This is a genomic window from Kineococcus mangrovi (assembly GCF_041320705.1).
In the GTDB taxonomy this organism is placed as follows: domain Bacteria; phylum Actinomycetota; class Actinomycetes; order Actinomycetales; family Kineococcaceae; genus Kineococcus; species Kineococcus mangrovi.
The window spans coordinates 170,643-183,849 of sequence record NZ_JBGGTQ010000006.1 but is presented as its reverse complement, the minus strand read 5'-3'; the positions used below and the strand labels follow the sequence as shown (position 1 = coordinate 183,849).

Here is a 13,207-nt window from a genome sequence, read left to right as displayed (position 1 = left end):
GCACGACGAGGAGACCGCCATGGCCACCCGGCCCCGCGCCAGCAGTTCCCACCCGAGCGCCGACCGCGCCCGCCGGAACGCCCAGCACCTGGAGACGTTCGGCGGTCTCCTCATCGCGATGACGGTCCTCGTCCTCGGGTTCACGGTCTACGCCGAGGTCACCGGGGCCCCGGCCCTGAAGCTCGTCGGGGTCCTCGTCCTGCTGCTCGTCGCGGACGCCGTCGTCGTCAAGGCCGCCCGCTCGCAGCGGGACCGGGCGGAGCAGCGGTGACGGGGACGACCGGTCCGGGCGCTGACTGGTGGCGCCAGGCCGTCGTCTACCAGGTCTACCCGCGCTCCTTCGCCGACGCGAACGGCGACGGCACCGGCGACCTCGCCGGGATCACCCGGCGCATCCCCCACCTCGTCGACCTCGGTGTCGACGCCGTCTGGCTCAGCCCCTTCTACCCCTCGGCCCTGGCCGACGGCGGCTACGACGTCGACGACCACCGCGACGTCGACCCGACGATCGGGACCCTCGCGGACTTCGACGCCATGGTCACGGCCCTGCACGCCGCGGGCCTGAAGCTCATCGTCGACATCGTCCCCAACCACTCCTCGAACCGGCACCCGTGGTTCCAGGCCGCTCTCGCCGCCGGACCGGGGTCCCCCGAGCGCGAGCGCTACGTGTTCCGCCACGGCGCCGACGGCCCGCCCACGGACTGGAGGGCCAGCTTCGGGGGCCCCACCTGGGAGCCGGTGGGCGACGACTGGTGGTACCTGCACATGTTCGCCCCCGAGCAGCCGGACTGGAACTGGGACCACCCCGACGTGCGCGAGGACCACGAACGCACGCTGCGGTTCTGGGCCGACCGCGGCGTCGACGGGTTCCGCATCGACGTCGCGCACTACCTCACGAAGGACCTCACCGGCCCCCTGCCGACCCAGGCGGAGATCGAGGCGCGCACGGTGCCGGAGGGGACGCACCCCTTCGACGACCGCGACGACGTGCACGAGGTCTACCGGAGCTGGCGCAAGCTCTTCGACGAGTACGACCCGCCGAGGATGGCCGTCGCCGAAGCCGTCGTCCCCACCCACCGCCGCCCGCGCTACGCCTCGGCGGACGGGCTGGGCCAGGCGTTCAACTTCGACCTCCTCGAAGCCGACTTCGACGCCGGGCGGTTCCGCACCGTCGTCGAGCAGAACCTCGACCTGGCCCGCGCGGCCGGTTCCACGTCGACCTGGGTGCTGTCCAACCACGACGTCGTCCGGCACCCCTCGCGGTACGGCCTGCCGACCGGCACGTCCCTGCCGGCGTGGCTGATGTCGGACGGCACCGACCCCGCGGCCGACGAGGAACGCGGTCTGCGACGGGCCCGCGCGGCCACCGCGTTCCTGCTCGCGCTGCCGGGGTGCGCCTACCTGTACCAGGGCGAGGAACTGGGGTTGCCCGAGGTCGCCGACCTGCCCGGGGTCGTCCTGCAGGACCCGACGTGGACCCGGTCCCTCGGGACCGCCAAGGGACGCGACGGGTGCCGGGTGCCGCTGCCGTGGAGCTCGTCCGGTTCCTCGTTCGGGTTCGGCCCCGACGGCGGCCGTCCCGCGCACCTGCCGCAACCGCCGTGGTCCGGGCGGTTCGCCGTCGAGGCGCAGGCCGCGGACGCGGCATCGACGCTCGCGTTCTACCGGGCCGCGATCGCGCGGCGGCGGGAGCTGGTGACCGGGGAGGAGCTGGAGTTCCTCGACTCCCCCGACGGCGTCGTGGCGTTCGCCCGTCCCGGTGGCTGGGTGTGCACGACGAACTTCACGACGTCCGCGGTGCCGCTGCCGGAGGGGGAGGTGCTGCTGAGTAGTTCCGGCGACCCCGCGGGTGGCGGGCTCACCGAGCTGCCGGGCGAGACGACGGTCTGGGTGCGGCGCGCGGGGTGAGGTCGGGGCAAGACCGCACCGGGACGCTGCCCACCTCTGCGCCGACGCCTCACCCCAGGTCGATCCACCACCCGGTCCGGCGCAGCGTGTCGTCCCAGGCGACGAGCCGGTCCCCCGCCCAGGCCGTCGTGACCCGCTCGTCGTCCCCGACGCCCGGCAGCGCGGGCAGGGCCGTCCACGTGTCGCCGTCCAGGACGGCGTAGCGGGGGCCCACCCCGACCGCGACGCGGTCGGGTGCGACCGCCAGGTCCGGCACCGTCTGCCGGCCGTCCAGCGCGGCCGGCAGCGGCACCGGGGACGACGTACCGTCGGTCGGGTCGGTGCGGTCGAGCTGGGCGAGCTCCGCCTCGGCCCAGCCGAGGCCGACGACGCGCTCGCCGTCCCACCCTCCCGGGGGCAGGAGCTGCACCGCCGGGCCCATCGACACGGCCCGCCACGCGTCCGCCACCGGGTCGTAGGCCTGGACGGTCGGCGCCTCCGGCGGCAGCATCGTCAGGCCCACGAGCAGTTCGTCGCCGGCCCACAGCGTGTGGCACGTCTCGCCGGAGTCCGGCCCGGGGACCCGCCCCGTCCTCGTCGCGCCCGTCGCGGGGTCCCACGCCCACAGCGTGTGCGGGACCGGCTGGCCGCTGCCGTCCGTGCCGACGCACAGCACCTCGGCACCGGACCAGGCCGCGGGGGCGTAGACGAGCAGGTCGCTCTCCGGGGCCCGGCCCGTGGCGTCGGTGGCGGGGTCGAACCAGCTCCACCCGTCCGTCAGGAGCCTGCCGGTCCAGGTCGGGCCGTGGTGGAACCAGTTCCCGCCGGTCAGGGCGCGCCAGGTGCCCGTCGCGGGGTCGAAGGCGCCGCTGCCCTCCAGCGGTTCGGTCGGCGGGGCCTCGCACAGCGCGTTCGGCGGGCAGGTGACGGTGGGTCCCACGACCCGGCCCACCCCGCCCGTCACCAGCAACTCCGTGCCCGTCCAGGTCAGCGTCGGCGTCCGGCGCGCGCTCATCGGCGCGTCCGGGATCTCCTGCCAGGTCCCGGTCGCGGTGGGCAGGTCACCCGGCCAGGCGCTGGGTGACGTCGGTGCTCCCCCGGGCTGCTCGCCGCAGGCGGCGAGCGCGCCGACGGCACCGAGGGCGAGGACGTCGCGACGGCGCAGCATCCCCGTGGGACGCACGTCCGGTGGTGGTGGTTCCCCCCGCGCGGGCCGGGTCAGTCGTCCTCGGGGTCCGCGCCCAGCGCGTCGAGCGTCGCGACCGCCGCCGGCGCGAGGGGTTCGGCGGCGCCGGCCACGTTCTCGCGCAGGTGCGCCAGGGAGGAGGTCCCGGGGATGAGCAGGACGTTCGGGGACCGCTGGAGCAGCCACGCGAGGGCCACCGACAGCGGGGAGCGCCCCAGCTCGGCGGCGACTCCCGCGAGCGTGCGGGACTGCAACGGCGAGAACCCGCCGAGGGGGAAGTACGGGACGTAGGCGATACCCCGCTCGTGCGTGGCCCGCAGGACCCCCTCGTCCTCGCGGTGGGCGAGGTTGTAGAGGTTCTGGACGCAGACGACGGGCGCGATGGCCTGCGCCTCGTCGAGCTGGGCGAGGTCGACGGTGCTGAGGCCGAGGTGTCGGACGAGCCCCTGCTCGCGCAGCTCGGCGAGGGCCCCGAACTGCTCCGCGATCGACCCCGGGACGGCGGAGTGGCCGTCGGCCCCGCCCCCCGCGCGCAGGTTCACCACCTCCAGGGCCTCGACGCCGAGGGTGCGCAGGTTGTCGTGCACCTGGGCGACGAGCTGGTCCGGTCGGGTGGCCGGGACCCACGCCCCGGCGTCGTCGCGGACGGCGCCGACCTTCGTCACGACGTGCACGCCGTCGGCCGGGGTGAACGCCTCGCGGATGAGTTCGTTGACGACGTGGGGGCCGTAGGAGTCGGCGGTGTCGACGTGGTTCACGCCGAGCTCCGGCAGGGCGCGGAGCAGGGCCAGGGCCTCGTCCCGGTCGGCCGGTGGGCCGAAGACGCCCGGCCCGGCGAGCTGCATGGCGCCGAACCCGGTCCGGGTGAGGTCCAGGTCGGCCACGGCGAAGGTGTGGGCGGAGGTGTGGGGTGCGGTGGTCACGCCGTCAGCGTGCGCGGCGGCCCCGGCCCGCAGGCAGCACCGGCTCGTTCCTGGGACCGCCAGGACCAGGCTGGTCCCGGGGTCGCGCGCCTACGCTGGTCTGGTGCCGCAGAACCCCCTGGGCGAGTTCCTCCGCGCCCGCCGCGAGCTGGTGGACCCGGCCGACGTCGGCGTGCGGGTCACCGGGGTGCGCCGGACCCCCGGCCTGCGGCGCGAGGAGGTCGCCACGCTCGCGGGGATCAGCGCCGACTACTACCTGCGGCTCGAGCAGGGCCGGGACCGGAACCCCTCGCGGCAGGTCCTGGAGGCGGTCGCGCAGGTCCTGCGGCTCGACGCCGCGGGCACCGACCACCTCCTGGGGCTGGTCTCGGACCGGCCGGCACCGCGGCGCCGGACCCGCGACGTCGTCCCGACGGGGATCCGGCAGCTCCTGGACGCGCTGGACCTCCCCGCGTTCGTGGAGGACCGCACGTTCGAGGTCCTCGCCGCCAACCCGCTCGCGACGGCGTTGTGGCCCTCGCTGCGCGTCGGGCAGAACCGGCTGCGGGCGGTGTTCCTCGACGAGGCCGAGAGCGCGATCGTGCTGGATCCGGCGCAGGCCCGGGCGGGATGGTCGCCGCCTTCCGGTCCTCCGTCGGCGCGGGGGCCGACGACCCGCGGGTGGCCCGGCTCGTCGGCGAGCTGTCGCTGGCCAGCCCGGAGTTCGCGCGCCTGTGGGCGCGGCACGACGTCCACGACCTGGCCGGCGGCCTCGCCCGGTTGCAGCACCCCGAGGTCGGTCTGCTGGAACTGCGCCGCGAGAAGCTGCCCGTCGGCGGGACAGACGGCCAGCTCCTGGTGGTCTACCACGCCGAACGGGGTTCGGACTCGGCGCAGGCGCTCGCGCTGCTCGGGTCGCTGGCGGTCAGCCGCCCGGTGCCGGACGAGGCGGCACGGCGTACTTGAAACCCCGGTGGGACCCCGCGAAACCCAGCCGCTCGTAGAACCGGTGCGCGTCCGTGCGGGAGTTGTCCGACGTCAGCTGGACCAGGGCGGAACCCGTCGCCGGGGCGGCGACGTCGGTCACCCAGCGCATGAGCGCCGTCCCGATCCCTCCCGACCGCAGGGTGCTGCGCACCCGGACGGCCTCGACGAGCAACCGCGCCGAACCGCGCCGCGCCATCCCGGGGATCCGGGTGAGCTGCAGGGTCCCCACGACCTCCCCCGCGGCGTCCACGGCCACGAGGAGGTCGTTGGCGGGGTCGGCCAGGATCTCGAGCATCGCCGAGCGGTAGAGGGGTTCGTCCGCCGCCGAGGCGCGGTCGCCGCGGGCGGTGCTCACGGGGTCGTCCGCGAGCAACCCCACGACCGCGGTCAGGTCGTCCTCGACCGCACGGCGCAGTACGACGTCCTGATCCCGGGCCCGCAGGGTCGCGGGGAGGGTGAGAGCGCCGATCACCGGGTCACCTCACCGGCGTCGCAGCGGTCCAGCCGGTACGTCACCTGGTGCAGCCCCGCCGCGTCGACGTGGGTCCCCGTGCGGTGCGCGCCGAGACGTTCCACGGCCCGCTGGGACCGGAGGTTGTCGGCGTGGACCGTGAACACCACGGTCGGCAGGGACGCGAACGCGTGGTCCAGCATCAACCGCTTGACCTCCCCGTTCCACCGGCCACCCCACCGGGACCGCGCCAGGAACGTCCACCCGATCTCGACCGCGTCCGTCCCCCGCAGGACGTACCGGGAGACGCCGAACACCTCACCGTCCGCCCGGTCCTCCGCGACGAGCGCCCCGCCGGAGGCGAGGGCGTCCTCGAACCAGGCGCGGAACACGGGTTCGGCCGTCCGGTCCTCGGCGGGGTGCTGCTCCCACATCAGCGGGTCGGCGGCGATGCGGCGCAGGGGTTCCGCGTCCTCCGCGCGCAGCGGCCGCAGCCGGACGAGGTCGCTCGTGAGCACCGGTTGCCGGTCGAGGGTCATGCTCGGACGGTACCGCCGCGGGTCGCCCCGGGATCAGGCGCGCAGGTGGTGGGCGCGGAAGGCGGTGCGCAGAACCGCTCCGTCGAGGACGCCCCCGGAGGTGGGGACCGCGGCGGCGACGAAACCGTCGGGGCGGACGAGGTAGGTGCGGTCGCTGCGCCACCGGCCGGTGGGGTCGGCGGGGAACGTGTGCGGCCCGTCGATCCAGTCCGGCAGGTCCACCGGGCGTACGGGACGTGAGCCGTAGGAGTGCAGTTGCCAGGTGAGGGACCGCAGGGCCGGGCGGTTCTCCTCGGTGGGGAACGACCGACGCCCGACGGCGCGGTCGTCGGCCCAGACCAGCAGCGGCGCCGAGGCGACGTGGTGGTGGATCCGGTACTGCCCGACGTACCCGGCGACGCTCCGGCCGAGGCGGGTCCGCACGCCCCGGGCGGCCAGGGGGGCGGCGACGATGACGAACGCCCGCCGCAGGAGGGCGGTTCCGTGGTTTCTCCGGGCGACGAGGCCGAACGCGCGGTCGGTGACGCGGACCAGGCGCAGGGCGACCCGTCGGCGTTCCCGTCCGTAGCGGTCGAGGGCGGCGGGGCCGACGTGACCGTGGACGACGTCGGCGAGGAGGTGAGCGAGGTCCTGGGCGTCCTGCAGTCCGGTGTTCATGCCCTGGCCGCCGACCGGGGAGTGCACGTGGGCCGCGTCACCGGCGAGGAACACCGCGCCGCGGCGGAACCGTTCGGCGACACGGTGGTGGACGCGGTAGGTGGAGAACCAGTCGACGGACTCGTGGCCGACGCCGAGGTCCTCGCGGGCGGTGGCGAGGGCCTCCTCCGGCCCGACGTCGGGACCGGCGGCGATCGAGATGGCCCGGGCGTGACCGTCCGGACCGAGGGGGTAGAACACCCCGAAACCCCGGCGTCCCGCCCGCATCGCGAGGCAGTCGTCCGGCAGGCCGGTCGCACCGCGCAGGTCGGCGACCCAGAACACGGCGTCGTCGGTGACGCCCTCGAACGCCAGGCCCAGCGAGCGACGGACGGAGGACCCCGCACCGTCGGCACCGATGCACCAGCAGGCGTGGACGCGGGTCATCCCGCCCGGACCGTCGAGGAGCGCGCGGACACGACCGCCGGGCTCGGCCGTCCGGTCGTCGAGGTCGACGAGGGTGCGGTTCCAGCGGACGTCGCCGCCGGTCGCGGTGAGCGCGCCGACGAGGAGTTCCTCCGTGCGGCTCTGCTCCAGGACGTGCAGCCCCGGGAACGGGGTCTGGCCCTGCTGGGCGGCGGCGAGGTCGATCACGACGAGACGTCCGGGAGGGCCGATCTGCACCCGGGCGGCACGGTGCGCGTGGGCGAGGAACTCCTCGGCGAGACCGAGCTGGTCGTAGACCTCCACCGTTCTCGCCTGGACCGCCAGGGCGCGCGACTCCGTCGTCGGGCCCGCCTTCTGGTCGACGACGACGGCCCGGACGCCGCGGCGGGCCAGGACGAGGGCGGCCAGGAGACCGGTCGGTCCGGCACCCACGACGAGGACGTCGGTGTGCTCGACCGGCAGTTCCTCCACGACGTCTTCGGGTGGACGACCGAACCAACCGGGGCCCTCGTCCCGGCGACTCCCCGGTGGGCGCAGGTAGTCGCGATAGGGCTGACCGGAGGACTCGGGCACCCCGCCAGGATGCTCGCCCCACGCAGGCCGTGCCAGGGACGTCGACTCCCCCGCGGGTCGGACCGGTGGGAGGGTGGACGCCCCGTCACCTCGATCGTCGCCGGTCGCGGCGGAGCCACCCACCACGCGCACGACACCCCCGGCCCCGACACCCCTCGCGACGGCACCCCGCCCGGGCCGTGGTGTGGGACCTGGAGTCCCTGGTCTCCTGGAAGGGTCCGGAACCGGTCCGCCTGGCCCGTGGCCTGCTCCGGGACCCCCACCAGGCCGAGGACCTGGTGCAGGACGTCCTGGCCCGCTGCGCTCTGAAGTGGTCACCCTCCAGGCGGTCGAGAACCCCTCGGCCTCCCCGAACCGCGTGGTCGTCGACGCCGTCGCCCCCCACCACCGGCGACCCTGGTGCCGTGAGCGGGTCAGCGACCCCGCCGAGCTCCGACACCCCGCCCACGACGACGCCGGTCACGGTGACCGGGAGCACTGCCTCGCCCTGCTGCGCCGTCTGCCCGACGCCCGACAGGCCCCTCGTCCTGCGCACCCTGCGTCGCCTCCTGGACCAGGACACCCCCACCGTGAAGGAGTCCCGATGAACCAGGGACCCCGTGATCGGTAACTCCGACGGCGAAGGCGACGACGGTCGTGACGCCCTGCACGACGAGCTGCAGGCGGGGCGCATCGATGGAACCCGGCCTCCACGCCGGTACCCGCCAGCGGCTGCGCTGACGCGTCCGACGCCGTCGCCGCACCCGAGCGGGACCGCGGGTGCCCCGGCGGGGACGGGAGCGTCGTCCCCGTGCCGGCCCTCGGGTGGCGCGCGGTGGAGCCGCGTGTGGAAGCGTTGGCCGTCAGGAACCGCGCAGGACCGAGGAGGACCGTGACGACCCCGCTGACGACCCCGCTGATCGTGGTGGTGACCACCGGCGGCACGATCGCCAGCACCGTGGACACCGACGGGGTCAGTCGTCCGAGCCTCGACGGCGGGGCCCTCGTGGGGGACGCCGCCGAAGCGGTCGGGGTGCGGGTGCGGGTCGTCGAGGCGCTGCGGGTCGACTCCTCGACCCTCACGCTCGCCGACGCCTGGACGGTCGTGTCCGCCGTCCGCGACGCGCTGGCCGATCCCGAGGTCGCCGGGGTGGTCGTGCTGCACGGGACGGACTCCCTGGAGGAGACCGCCTACCTGCTCGACCTGCACCACGACGACGCGCGGCCGGTGGTGCTGACCGGGTCGCAGCGGACGGCGGACCACCCCGAACCCGACGCCGCCGAGAACGTCCGGTACGCGCTGTGGGCGGCGACGTCGACCTCGGGCGTCGCCGTGGCGTTCCGAGGGGGACTGGTCCTGGCAGCGGGGGCCGCGAAACGGCACACCACCGACCTCGACGCCTTCGCCGCCCCTGACGGCCCCCTCCCCCACGTCCCCCTCGCCCCGGTGGACGCCCCCTGGCCGCGGGTGGACGTCGTCGCCGGGCACCCCGGGATGGACGGGGTGCTCCTGGACGCCTGCGTCACCGCGGGCGCGCGGGGGATCGTGCTGCAGGCGCTGGGGTCGGGCAACGCGACCCCGGCCGTCGTCGACGCGGTCGCGCGGGCGCGGGCCGCGGGGGTCGCCGTCGTGCTGACGACGCGGGTCCCCGCCGGGCCCGTGACCACGACGTACGGGGACGGTGGTGGCGGCGCGGACCTGGCGGCCGCCGGGGTGGTCCCTGCGGGGCGGCTGAAGGCGGGACAGGCGCGGGTGCTGCTGGCCGCGCTGCTGCGCGCCGGGGCCGACGTGGCCGCCGGGTTCGCCGCGCGCGGCTGACATGCTGTGCTCGTGACGACCCCCGGTGCGGACGCCCGGTCCCCCGTCGTCCGGCAGAGCCTGTCGGTCTCCATCGCCACCGGTCTGTACGGCATCAGCTTCGGCGCCCTCAGCGTCACCAGCGGCCTGTCGGTCTGGCAGACGTGCGCGCTCTCCCTCCTGCTGTTCAGCGGTGGGTCGCAGTTCGCCCTCGTCGGGGTGCTCGGCGGGGGTGGGACGGCCGGGGCCGCCGTCGCGGCGTCCTCGCTGCTGGGGGTGCGCAACGCGCTCTACGGCCTGCAGCTGACGACGGTGCTGCGCCCGCGCGGCTGGCGGCGTCTGCCCGTCGCGCACCTGACCATCGACGAGTCCACGGCCGTCGCCGTCGCCCAGCCCGACCCCCCGTCGCGGCGCCTGGGGTTCTGGGTCACCGGGATCGGCGTCTACGCCGGCTGGAACCTCACGACGCTCGCGGGTGCGCTCGCCGGGAACTCCCTCGGCGACCCGCAGCGGTTCGGTCTCGACGCCGCCGCCGCGGCGGCGTTCGTCGGTCTGCTGTGGCCGCGGTTGGCGGGCCGCGAACCCGTCGCGATCGCCGCCGTCGGCGCGCTCGTCACGACCGCGCTCGTACCGGTCATCCCGCAGGGGCTGCCCGTCGTCGCGGCCGCGGCGGTCGGGTCGCTGGTGGCGTGGTGCCGGCCGCAGCGCCGGGCGGGGGAGGCGGCGTGACGTTCTGGATCGCCGTCCTCGCGGCCTCGGCCGTCGCGTTCGCGACGAAGTTCGCCGGGTACGTCGTGCCGCCCGCCGCGCTGGAGGCGCCGCGCGTGAAGCGGCTGACGGGGATGCTGCCGGTGGCGCTGCTGGCCTCCCTCGTGGTGCTGCAGACGTTCTCCACCGGCCGTGACCTCGTCCTCGACGCCCGGGCCGCGGGACTCGTCGTGGCCGTCGTGGCGCTCGCCTGCCGGGCGCCGTTCATCGTGGTCGTCGTGCTCGCCGCGGGCACGGCGGCCGGACTGCGAGCGCTGGGGTGGGGATGAACGACTCCTCCGTGGAGGACATCGCGACGTACTACGACGAGTTCGCGCCGCACTACGTCCCGGGCTGGCGCTCGGTGCAGTACTACGGCCCGCTCGTCGCCGACTTCCTGCTGCGCGCCCTCACCCCGGAGTGCCGGGTGCTCGACGTGGGCTGCGGCCCGGGGCAGTTGACGAGCGAACTCCCGGCCGACGTCGAGGTGCTCGGCTGCGACGTGTCGCCGCGGATGCTGGCGAGCGCCCGACGGGCCCGGCCGCGGGGACGCTACGAGCTGCACGACCTGAACGACCCGGTGCCCGCGGCGTGGGGGCGGTTCGACGTCGTCCTGGCCGTGGGGTGCCTGGAGTTCTGCCGGGACCTGAGCGCCACGCTCGCCCACCTCGCCGCGGCGTGCGCCCCGGGGGCGCGCGTCCTGGTGGGGGCGGTGGAGGACCGGGTGCTGGGACCGGGCGCGCGGCAGCGGGAGTTCTCCGCCGAGGGGTTGCCGGGGGTGGCGATGCACACCTACGACGCGACGGCGCAGCTCGCCGCCGTCACCGCGGCCGGTCTCGCGCCGTACGAGTACCGGTACGTGCCGGCCTGGCGGCACGAGGAGTACGGGTACGTCGTGCACTACGGGTTGTGGGAACTGCGGCGGGTCTGAGGCCCACCGCGGTCCGGGTCGGCGGGGGCCAGGCGCTTGGCCAGGCAGTGGTGGGCGTACGGGTCGTCGGTGAACCGCCCGGTCGCGGTGAACCCGTGCCGGGCGTAGAGGCGGAGCGCTTCGACGAGGTCGCGCCGGGTCTCCAGCCGCAGGACCGCGAGACCCCGCCCGCGGGCCTCGGCCTCCACCGCCGTCAGGAGCCCGGTGCCCACACCGCGGCCGCGGGCGGCGGCGGTGACGTGCAGGCGCGTGACCTCCCCGACGTCACCCAGGACGCGCAACCCCGCGCAGCCCAGCACCTCCTCGCCGCGGCGGGCGAGCAGGAGCAGGCCGTGCGGCGGGGTGAGCCGGTCGTCCCCGGCCCCGGCGACGAGGTCGTCGACCTCGGCCGCCGTCGCCGGGCGGGCGTGCCAGCGGGTGACGATGTCGTCGTAGTAGGCGCGCAGCGCGGTGCGGGCCGGGGCCGACGTCGGGTCGGCGGGGGTGACGGTGACGTCAGGCACGGGAGGGGGCCCACTCCAGCGGGTACCGGTCCTCGAGGCTGCGCCACCGCACCGGCGGCTCCACCTCGGTGACGGCGTCGGTGAGCCAGTGCGTCACGCCCGGGTTCCACCCGGCGAGCAGGGTCCGCGCCGGGCCGGGGCGGACCCCGTCGGTGTCGGCACCCACCACGTTCCCGGGCACCGCCGTCTCGAGGACGCGCCCCGACACGGCGAGGTAGCCGCGGGCGGACAGGTGCACCCCGTCCCACTCCCGGGCCACGGACGCCCAGTCGGGCAGGGCCCACGCGCCGTCCCACCCGGTCGCGAGCCACCAGTCGTGCCGCCGGGTGAACGTCACCGACCGCGGGTGCGCCGCGACGAGGGCGCACCAGTCCGCGGCGTCGTGGACCTCGTGCACGCGCAGTCCGTCCCGCAGCCGCAACGCGCGGGCGTCGACCTCCTCGATGCCCATCTCGTCCTCGATCAGCGTCATCCCCACCCCGAGTCCCCCCGGCAGCACGGGGGTGCTCGACGGCAGCTCCGGGCGGTCCGGAGGAGTCGACCACCAGGTGCCGCTGCACCGCCCGAGGGTGTGCCGGGGGAACTCGGTCCGCCACCGCTCCTCCTCGGCGTCCACCGCGGTGCGCCAGCCCCGCCACGCCGCCGCAGCCGCGCCCGGGGAACCGGTGACGATCGGCCGGTACCCGTCCCGGCCCTCGAACCGCCACCAGAGGTGCTGCTGCGCCGTCACGTCCACCGGGTCCGACCACCACCTCGCGGCGGGACCGGCCGCCACGGCGCGCGCCACCGGTCGCAGCACCTCCACGAGCTCCGGGTCCGCGAGCGCCCGGTCCTCCGGGTCGGGGTCCTGCCAGTACCGGGCGGCGGCCACGGAGTCGGCGAACGCCGTCAGCAGGTCGCGCGGGTCGGAGCGGGCGCGGAGCGCGTCGAGGTCGAGGGTGGAGACGGCCCGCCGCAACCGCTCGCGCAGCTCGGTCCGCAGCGGGTCCGGCAGCGGTGCGAGACCGGGCAGTCCGAGGTCGTCCTCGTGCGCGGACCACGCCCACGGTTCAGCGTCGGACCCCTCCCCCACCAGCGCGGACAGCAACCGCCGCCCGCGCGGCCCCGCGAGCAGGTCGTCGGCCGGTTCCCCACCCGGGCCCTCACCGGTCACCGCTCGATCATGGCAGCGGCTCAGGCGTCGCGGGGGCGCGCCGGCCGTCCGCTGCGGTGCTCCTCGGCGTAGGCCAGCACGTCCTCCAGGAGCACGCGGCGGTGCGTGCCGGGTTTGGTGTAGGGCAGGGCGCCGGACTCCAGCAGGCGCACCATCGTGGGGCGGCTGACCCCGAGGACGTCGGCGGCCTCCTGCGTCGTCAGCAGCGCCTCGTGCGGGGTGAGGGTCACGGCCTCGCCGGCGGCGAGGGCGCTCACGGTCTGGCGCAGGGCGTGGGCGAGTTCGGCCGGCAGGGCGGCCCCGCGGCGACCGGCCTTCACCGACAGTTCCGCGTCGGGCTGGGCGGTGAGGAGTTCGACGAGTTCGGCGAGACCTTCCAGGCCGGGTCGTACGGTGACCTCGGCGCCGTGGCAGGCGACGGACGGCGACACCTCCCCACCGTAACAGGCGCTATCTCGAATCGAACAGAACGAAACCCTGGGGTAGTC

14 protein-coding genes and 1 pseudogene are annotated in these 13,207 nt (G+C 75.8%); 7 read left to right on the top strand and 8 right to left on the bottom strand.

What is annotated here, in order from left to right:
• The first annotated feature begins 19 nt into the window (after positions 1-19).
• Both AB2L28_RS14235 and AB2L28_RS14230 read left to right on the top strand, forming a co-directional pair.
• On the top strand, positions 20-271 hold the full coding sequence (locus AB2L28_RS14235) for a hypothetical protein (RefSeq protein WP_370719637.1): 252 nt from the start codon (positions 20-22) through the stop codon (positions 269-271).
• A complete protein-coding gene (locus tag AB2L28_RS14230) occupies positions 268-1,908 on the top strand; it encodes a glycoside hydrolase family 13 protein (protein WP_370719636.1) in 1,641 nt (546 codons plus the stop codon). The genes AB2L28_RS14235 and AB2L28_RS14230 overlap by 4 nt, the downstream gene beginning before the upstream one ends.
• Before the next feature lie 49 nt (positions 1,909-1,957).
• Here AB2L28_RS14230 and AB2L28_RS14225 read toward each other — a convergent pair whose 3' ends face one another.
• Together AB2L28_RS14225 and AB2L28_RS14220 are read right to left on the bottom strand one after the other, a co-directional pair.
• Complete coding sequence (locus tag AB2L28_RS14225; protein ID WP_370719635.1) at positions 1,958-3,070, bottom strand: hypothetical protein; 1,113 nt, start codon at positions 3,068-3,070, stop codon at positions 1,958-1,960.
• 35 nt (positions 3,071-3,105) lie between these two features.
• A complete protein-coding gene (locus tag AB2L28_RS14220; RefSeq protein ID WP_370719634.1) occupies positions 3,106-3,996 on the bottom strand; it encodes an oxidoreductase in 891 nt (296 codons plus the stop codon).
• A 100-nt stretch (positions 3,997-4,096) separates the two neighbouring features.
• Here AB2L28_RS14220 and AB2L28_RS14215 point away from each other — a divergent pair.
• Positions 4,097-4,941: pseudogene (locus AB2L28_RS14215) on the top strand (helix-turn-helix domain-containing protein).
• Here the strand turns inward: AB2L28_RS14215 and AB2L28_RS14210 are convergent.
• From AB2L28_RS14210 to AB2L28_RS14200, 3 genes are read right to left on the bottom strand one after another with little or no spacing between them, the layout of a single operon-like run.
• Positions 4,901-5,434: a GNAT family N-acetyltransferase gene (locus tag AB2L28_RS14210; RefSeq protein ID WP_370719633.1), complete on the bottom strand. Its 534-nt coding sequence runs from the start codon at positions 5,432-5,434 to the stop codon at positions 4,901-4,903. The pseudogene AB2L28_RS14215 and the gene AB2L28_RS14210 overlap by 41 nt on opposite strands.
• On the bottom strand, positions 5,431-5,952 hold the full coding sequence (locus tag AB2L28_RS14205) for a GNAT family N-acetyltransferase (protein ID WP_370719632.1): 522 nt from the start codon (positions 5,950-5,952) through the stop codon (positions 5,431-5,433). The genes AB2L28_RS14210 and AB2L28_RS14205 overlap by 4 nt, the downstream gene beginning before the upstream one ends.
• 33 nt (positions 5,953-5,985) lie before the next feature.
• On the bottom strand, positions 5,986-7,608 hold the full coding sequence (locus AB2L28_RS14200; RefSeq protein ID WP_370719631.1) for an FAD-dependent monooxygenase: 1,623 nt from the start codon (positions 7,606-7,608) through the stop codon (positions 5,986-5,988).
• A gap of 871 nt (positions 7,609-8,479) precedes the next feature.
• On the opposite strand from AB2L28_RS14200, the gene AB2L28_RS14195 reads away from it, so the two are divergent.
• From AB2L28_RS14195 to AB2L28_RS14180, 4 genes are read left to right on the top strand one after another with little or no spacing between them, the layout of a single operon-like run.
• Positions 8,480-9,406, top strand: a complete 927-nt coding sequence (locus AB2L28_RS14195; RefSeq protein WP_370719630.1) for an asparaginase domain-containing protein — start codon at positions 8,480-8,482, stop codon at positions 9,404-9,406.
• Positions 9,407-9,412: 6 nt separating this feature from the next.
• The gene (locus AB2L28_RS14190; protein ID WP_370719629.1) at positions 9,413-10,114 is read left to right on the top strand and encodes an AzlC family ABC transporter permease; all 702 of its coding nucleotides are present in this window, start codon (positions 9,413-9,415) and stop codon (positions 10,112-10,114) included.
• Positions 10,111-10,422: an AzlD domain-containing protein gene (locus tag AB2L28_RS14185; protein ID WP_370719628.1), complete on the top strand. Its 312-nt coding sequence runs from the start codon at positions 10,111-10,113 to the stop codon at positions 10,420-10,422. The genes AB2L28_RS14190 and AB2L28_RS14185 overlap by 4 nt, the downstream gene beginning before the upstream one ends.
• Positions 10,419-11,063: a class I SAM-dependent methyltransferase gene (locus AB2L28_RS14180; RefSeq protein WP_370719627.1), complete on the top strand. Its 645-nt coding sequence runs from the start codon at positions 10,419-10,421 to the stop codon at positions 11,061-11,063. The genes AB2L28_RS14185 and AB2L28_RS14180 overlap by 4 nt, the downstream gene beginning before the upstream one ends.
• Here the strand turns inward: AB2L28_RS14180 and AB2L28_RS14175 are convergent.
• The 3 genes from AB2L28_RS14175 to AB2L28_RS14165 are packed head-to-tail and all read right to left on the bottom strand — an operon-like array spanning position 11,033 to position 13,150.
• Positions 11,033-11,566, bottom strand: a complete 534-nt coding sequence (locus tag AB2L28_RS14175) for a GNAT family N-acetyltransferase (protein WP_370719626.1) — start codon at positions 11,564-11,566, stop codon at positions 11,033-11,035. The two genes, AB2L28_RS14180 and AB2L28_RS14175, sit on opposite strands and share 31 nt — an antisense overlap.
• Entirely contained in the window at positions 11,559-12,719 is a 1,161-nt protein-coding gene (locus AB2L28_RS14170; protein WP_370719625.1) for a hypothetical protein, read from the bottom strand. The genes AB2L28_RS14175 and AB2L28_RS14170 overlap by 8 nt, the downstream gene beginning before the upstream one ends.
• A 20-nt stretch (positions 12,720-12,739) precedes the next feature.
• A complete protein-coding gene (locus AB2L28_RS14165) occupies positions 12,740-13,150 on the bottom strand; it encodes a helix-turn-helix domain-containing protein (RefSeq protein ID WP_370719624.1) in 411 nt (136 codons plus the stop codon).
• Between the last annotated feature and the right edge of the window lie 57 nt (positions 13,151-13,207).

Bases quoted from the DNA above. Each gene is read 5' to 3' on its own strand.
- AB2L28_RS14235 (WP_370719637.1), top strand. From the start codon at position 20: ATGGCCACCCGGCCCCGCGCCAGCAGTTCCCACCCGAGCGCCGACCGC.
- AB2L28_RS14205 (WP_370719632.1), bottom strand. From the start codon at position 5,952: ATGACCCTCGACCGGCAACCGGTGCTCACGAGCGACCTCGTCCGGCTG.
- AB2L28_RS14180 (WP_370719627.1), top strand. From the start codon at position 10,419: ATGAACGACTCCTCCGTGGAGGACATCGCGACGTACTACGACGAGTTC.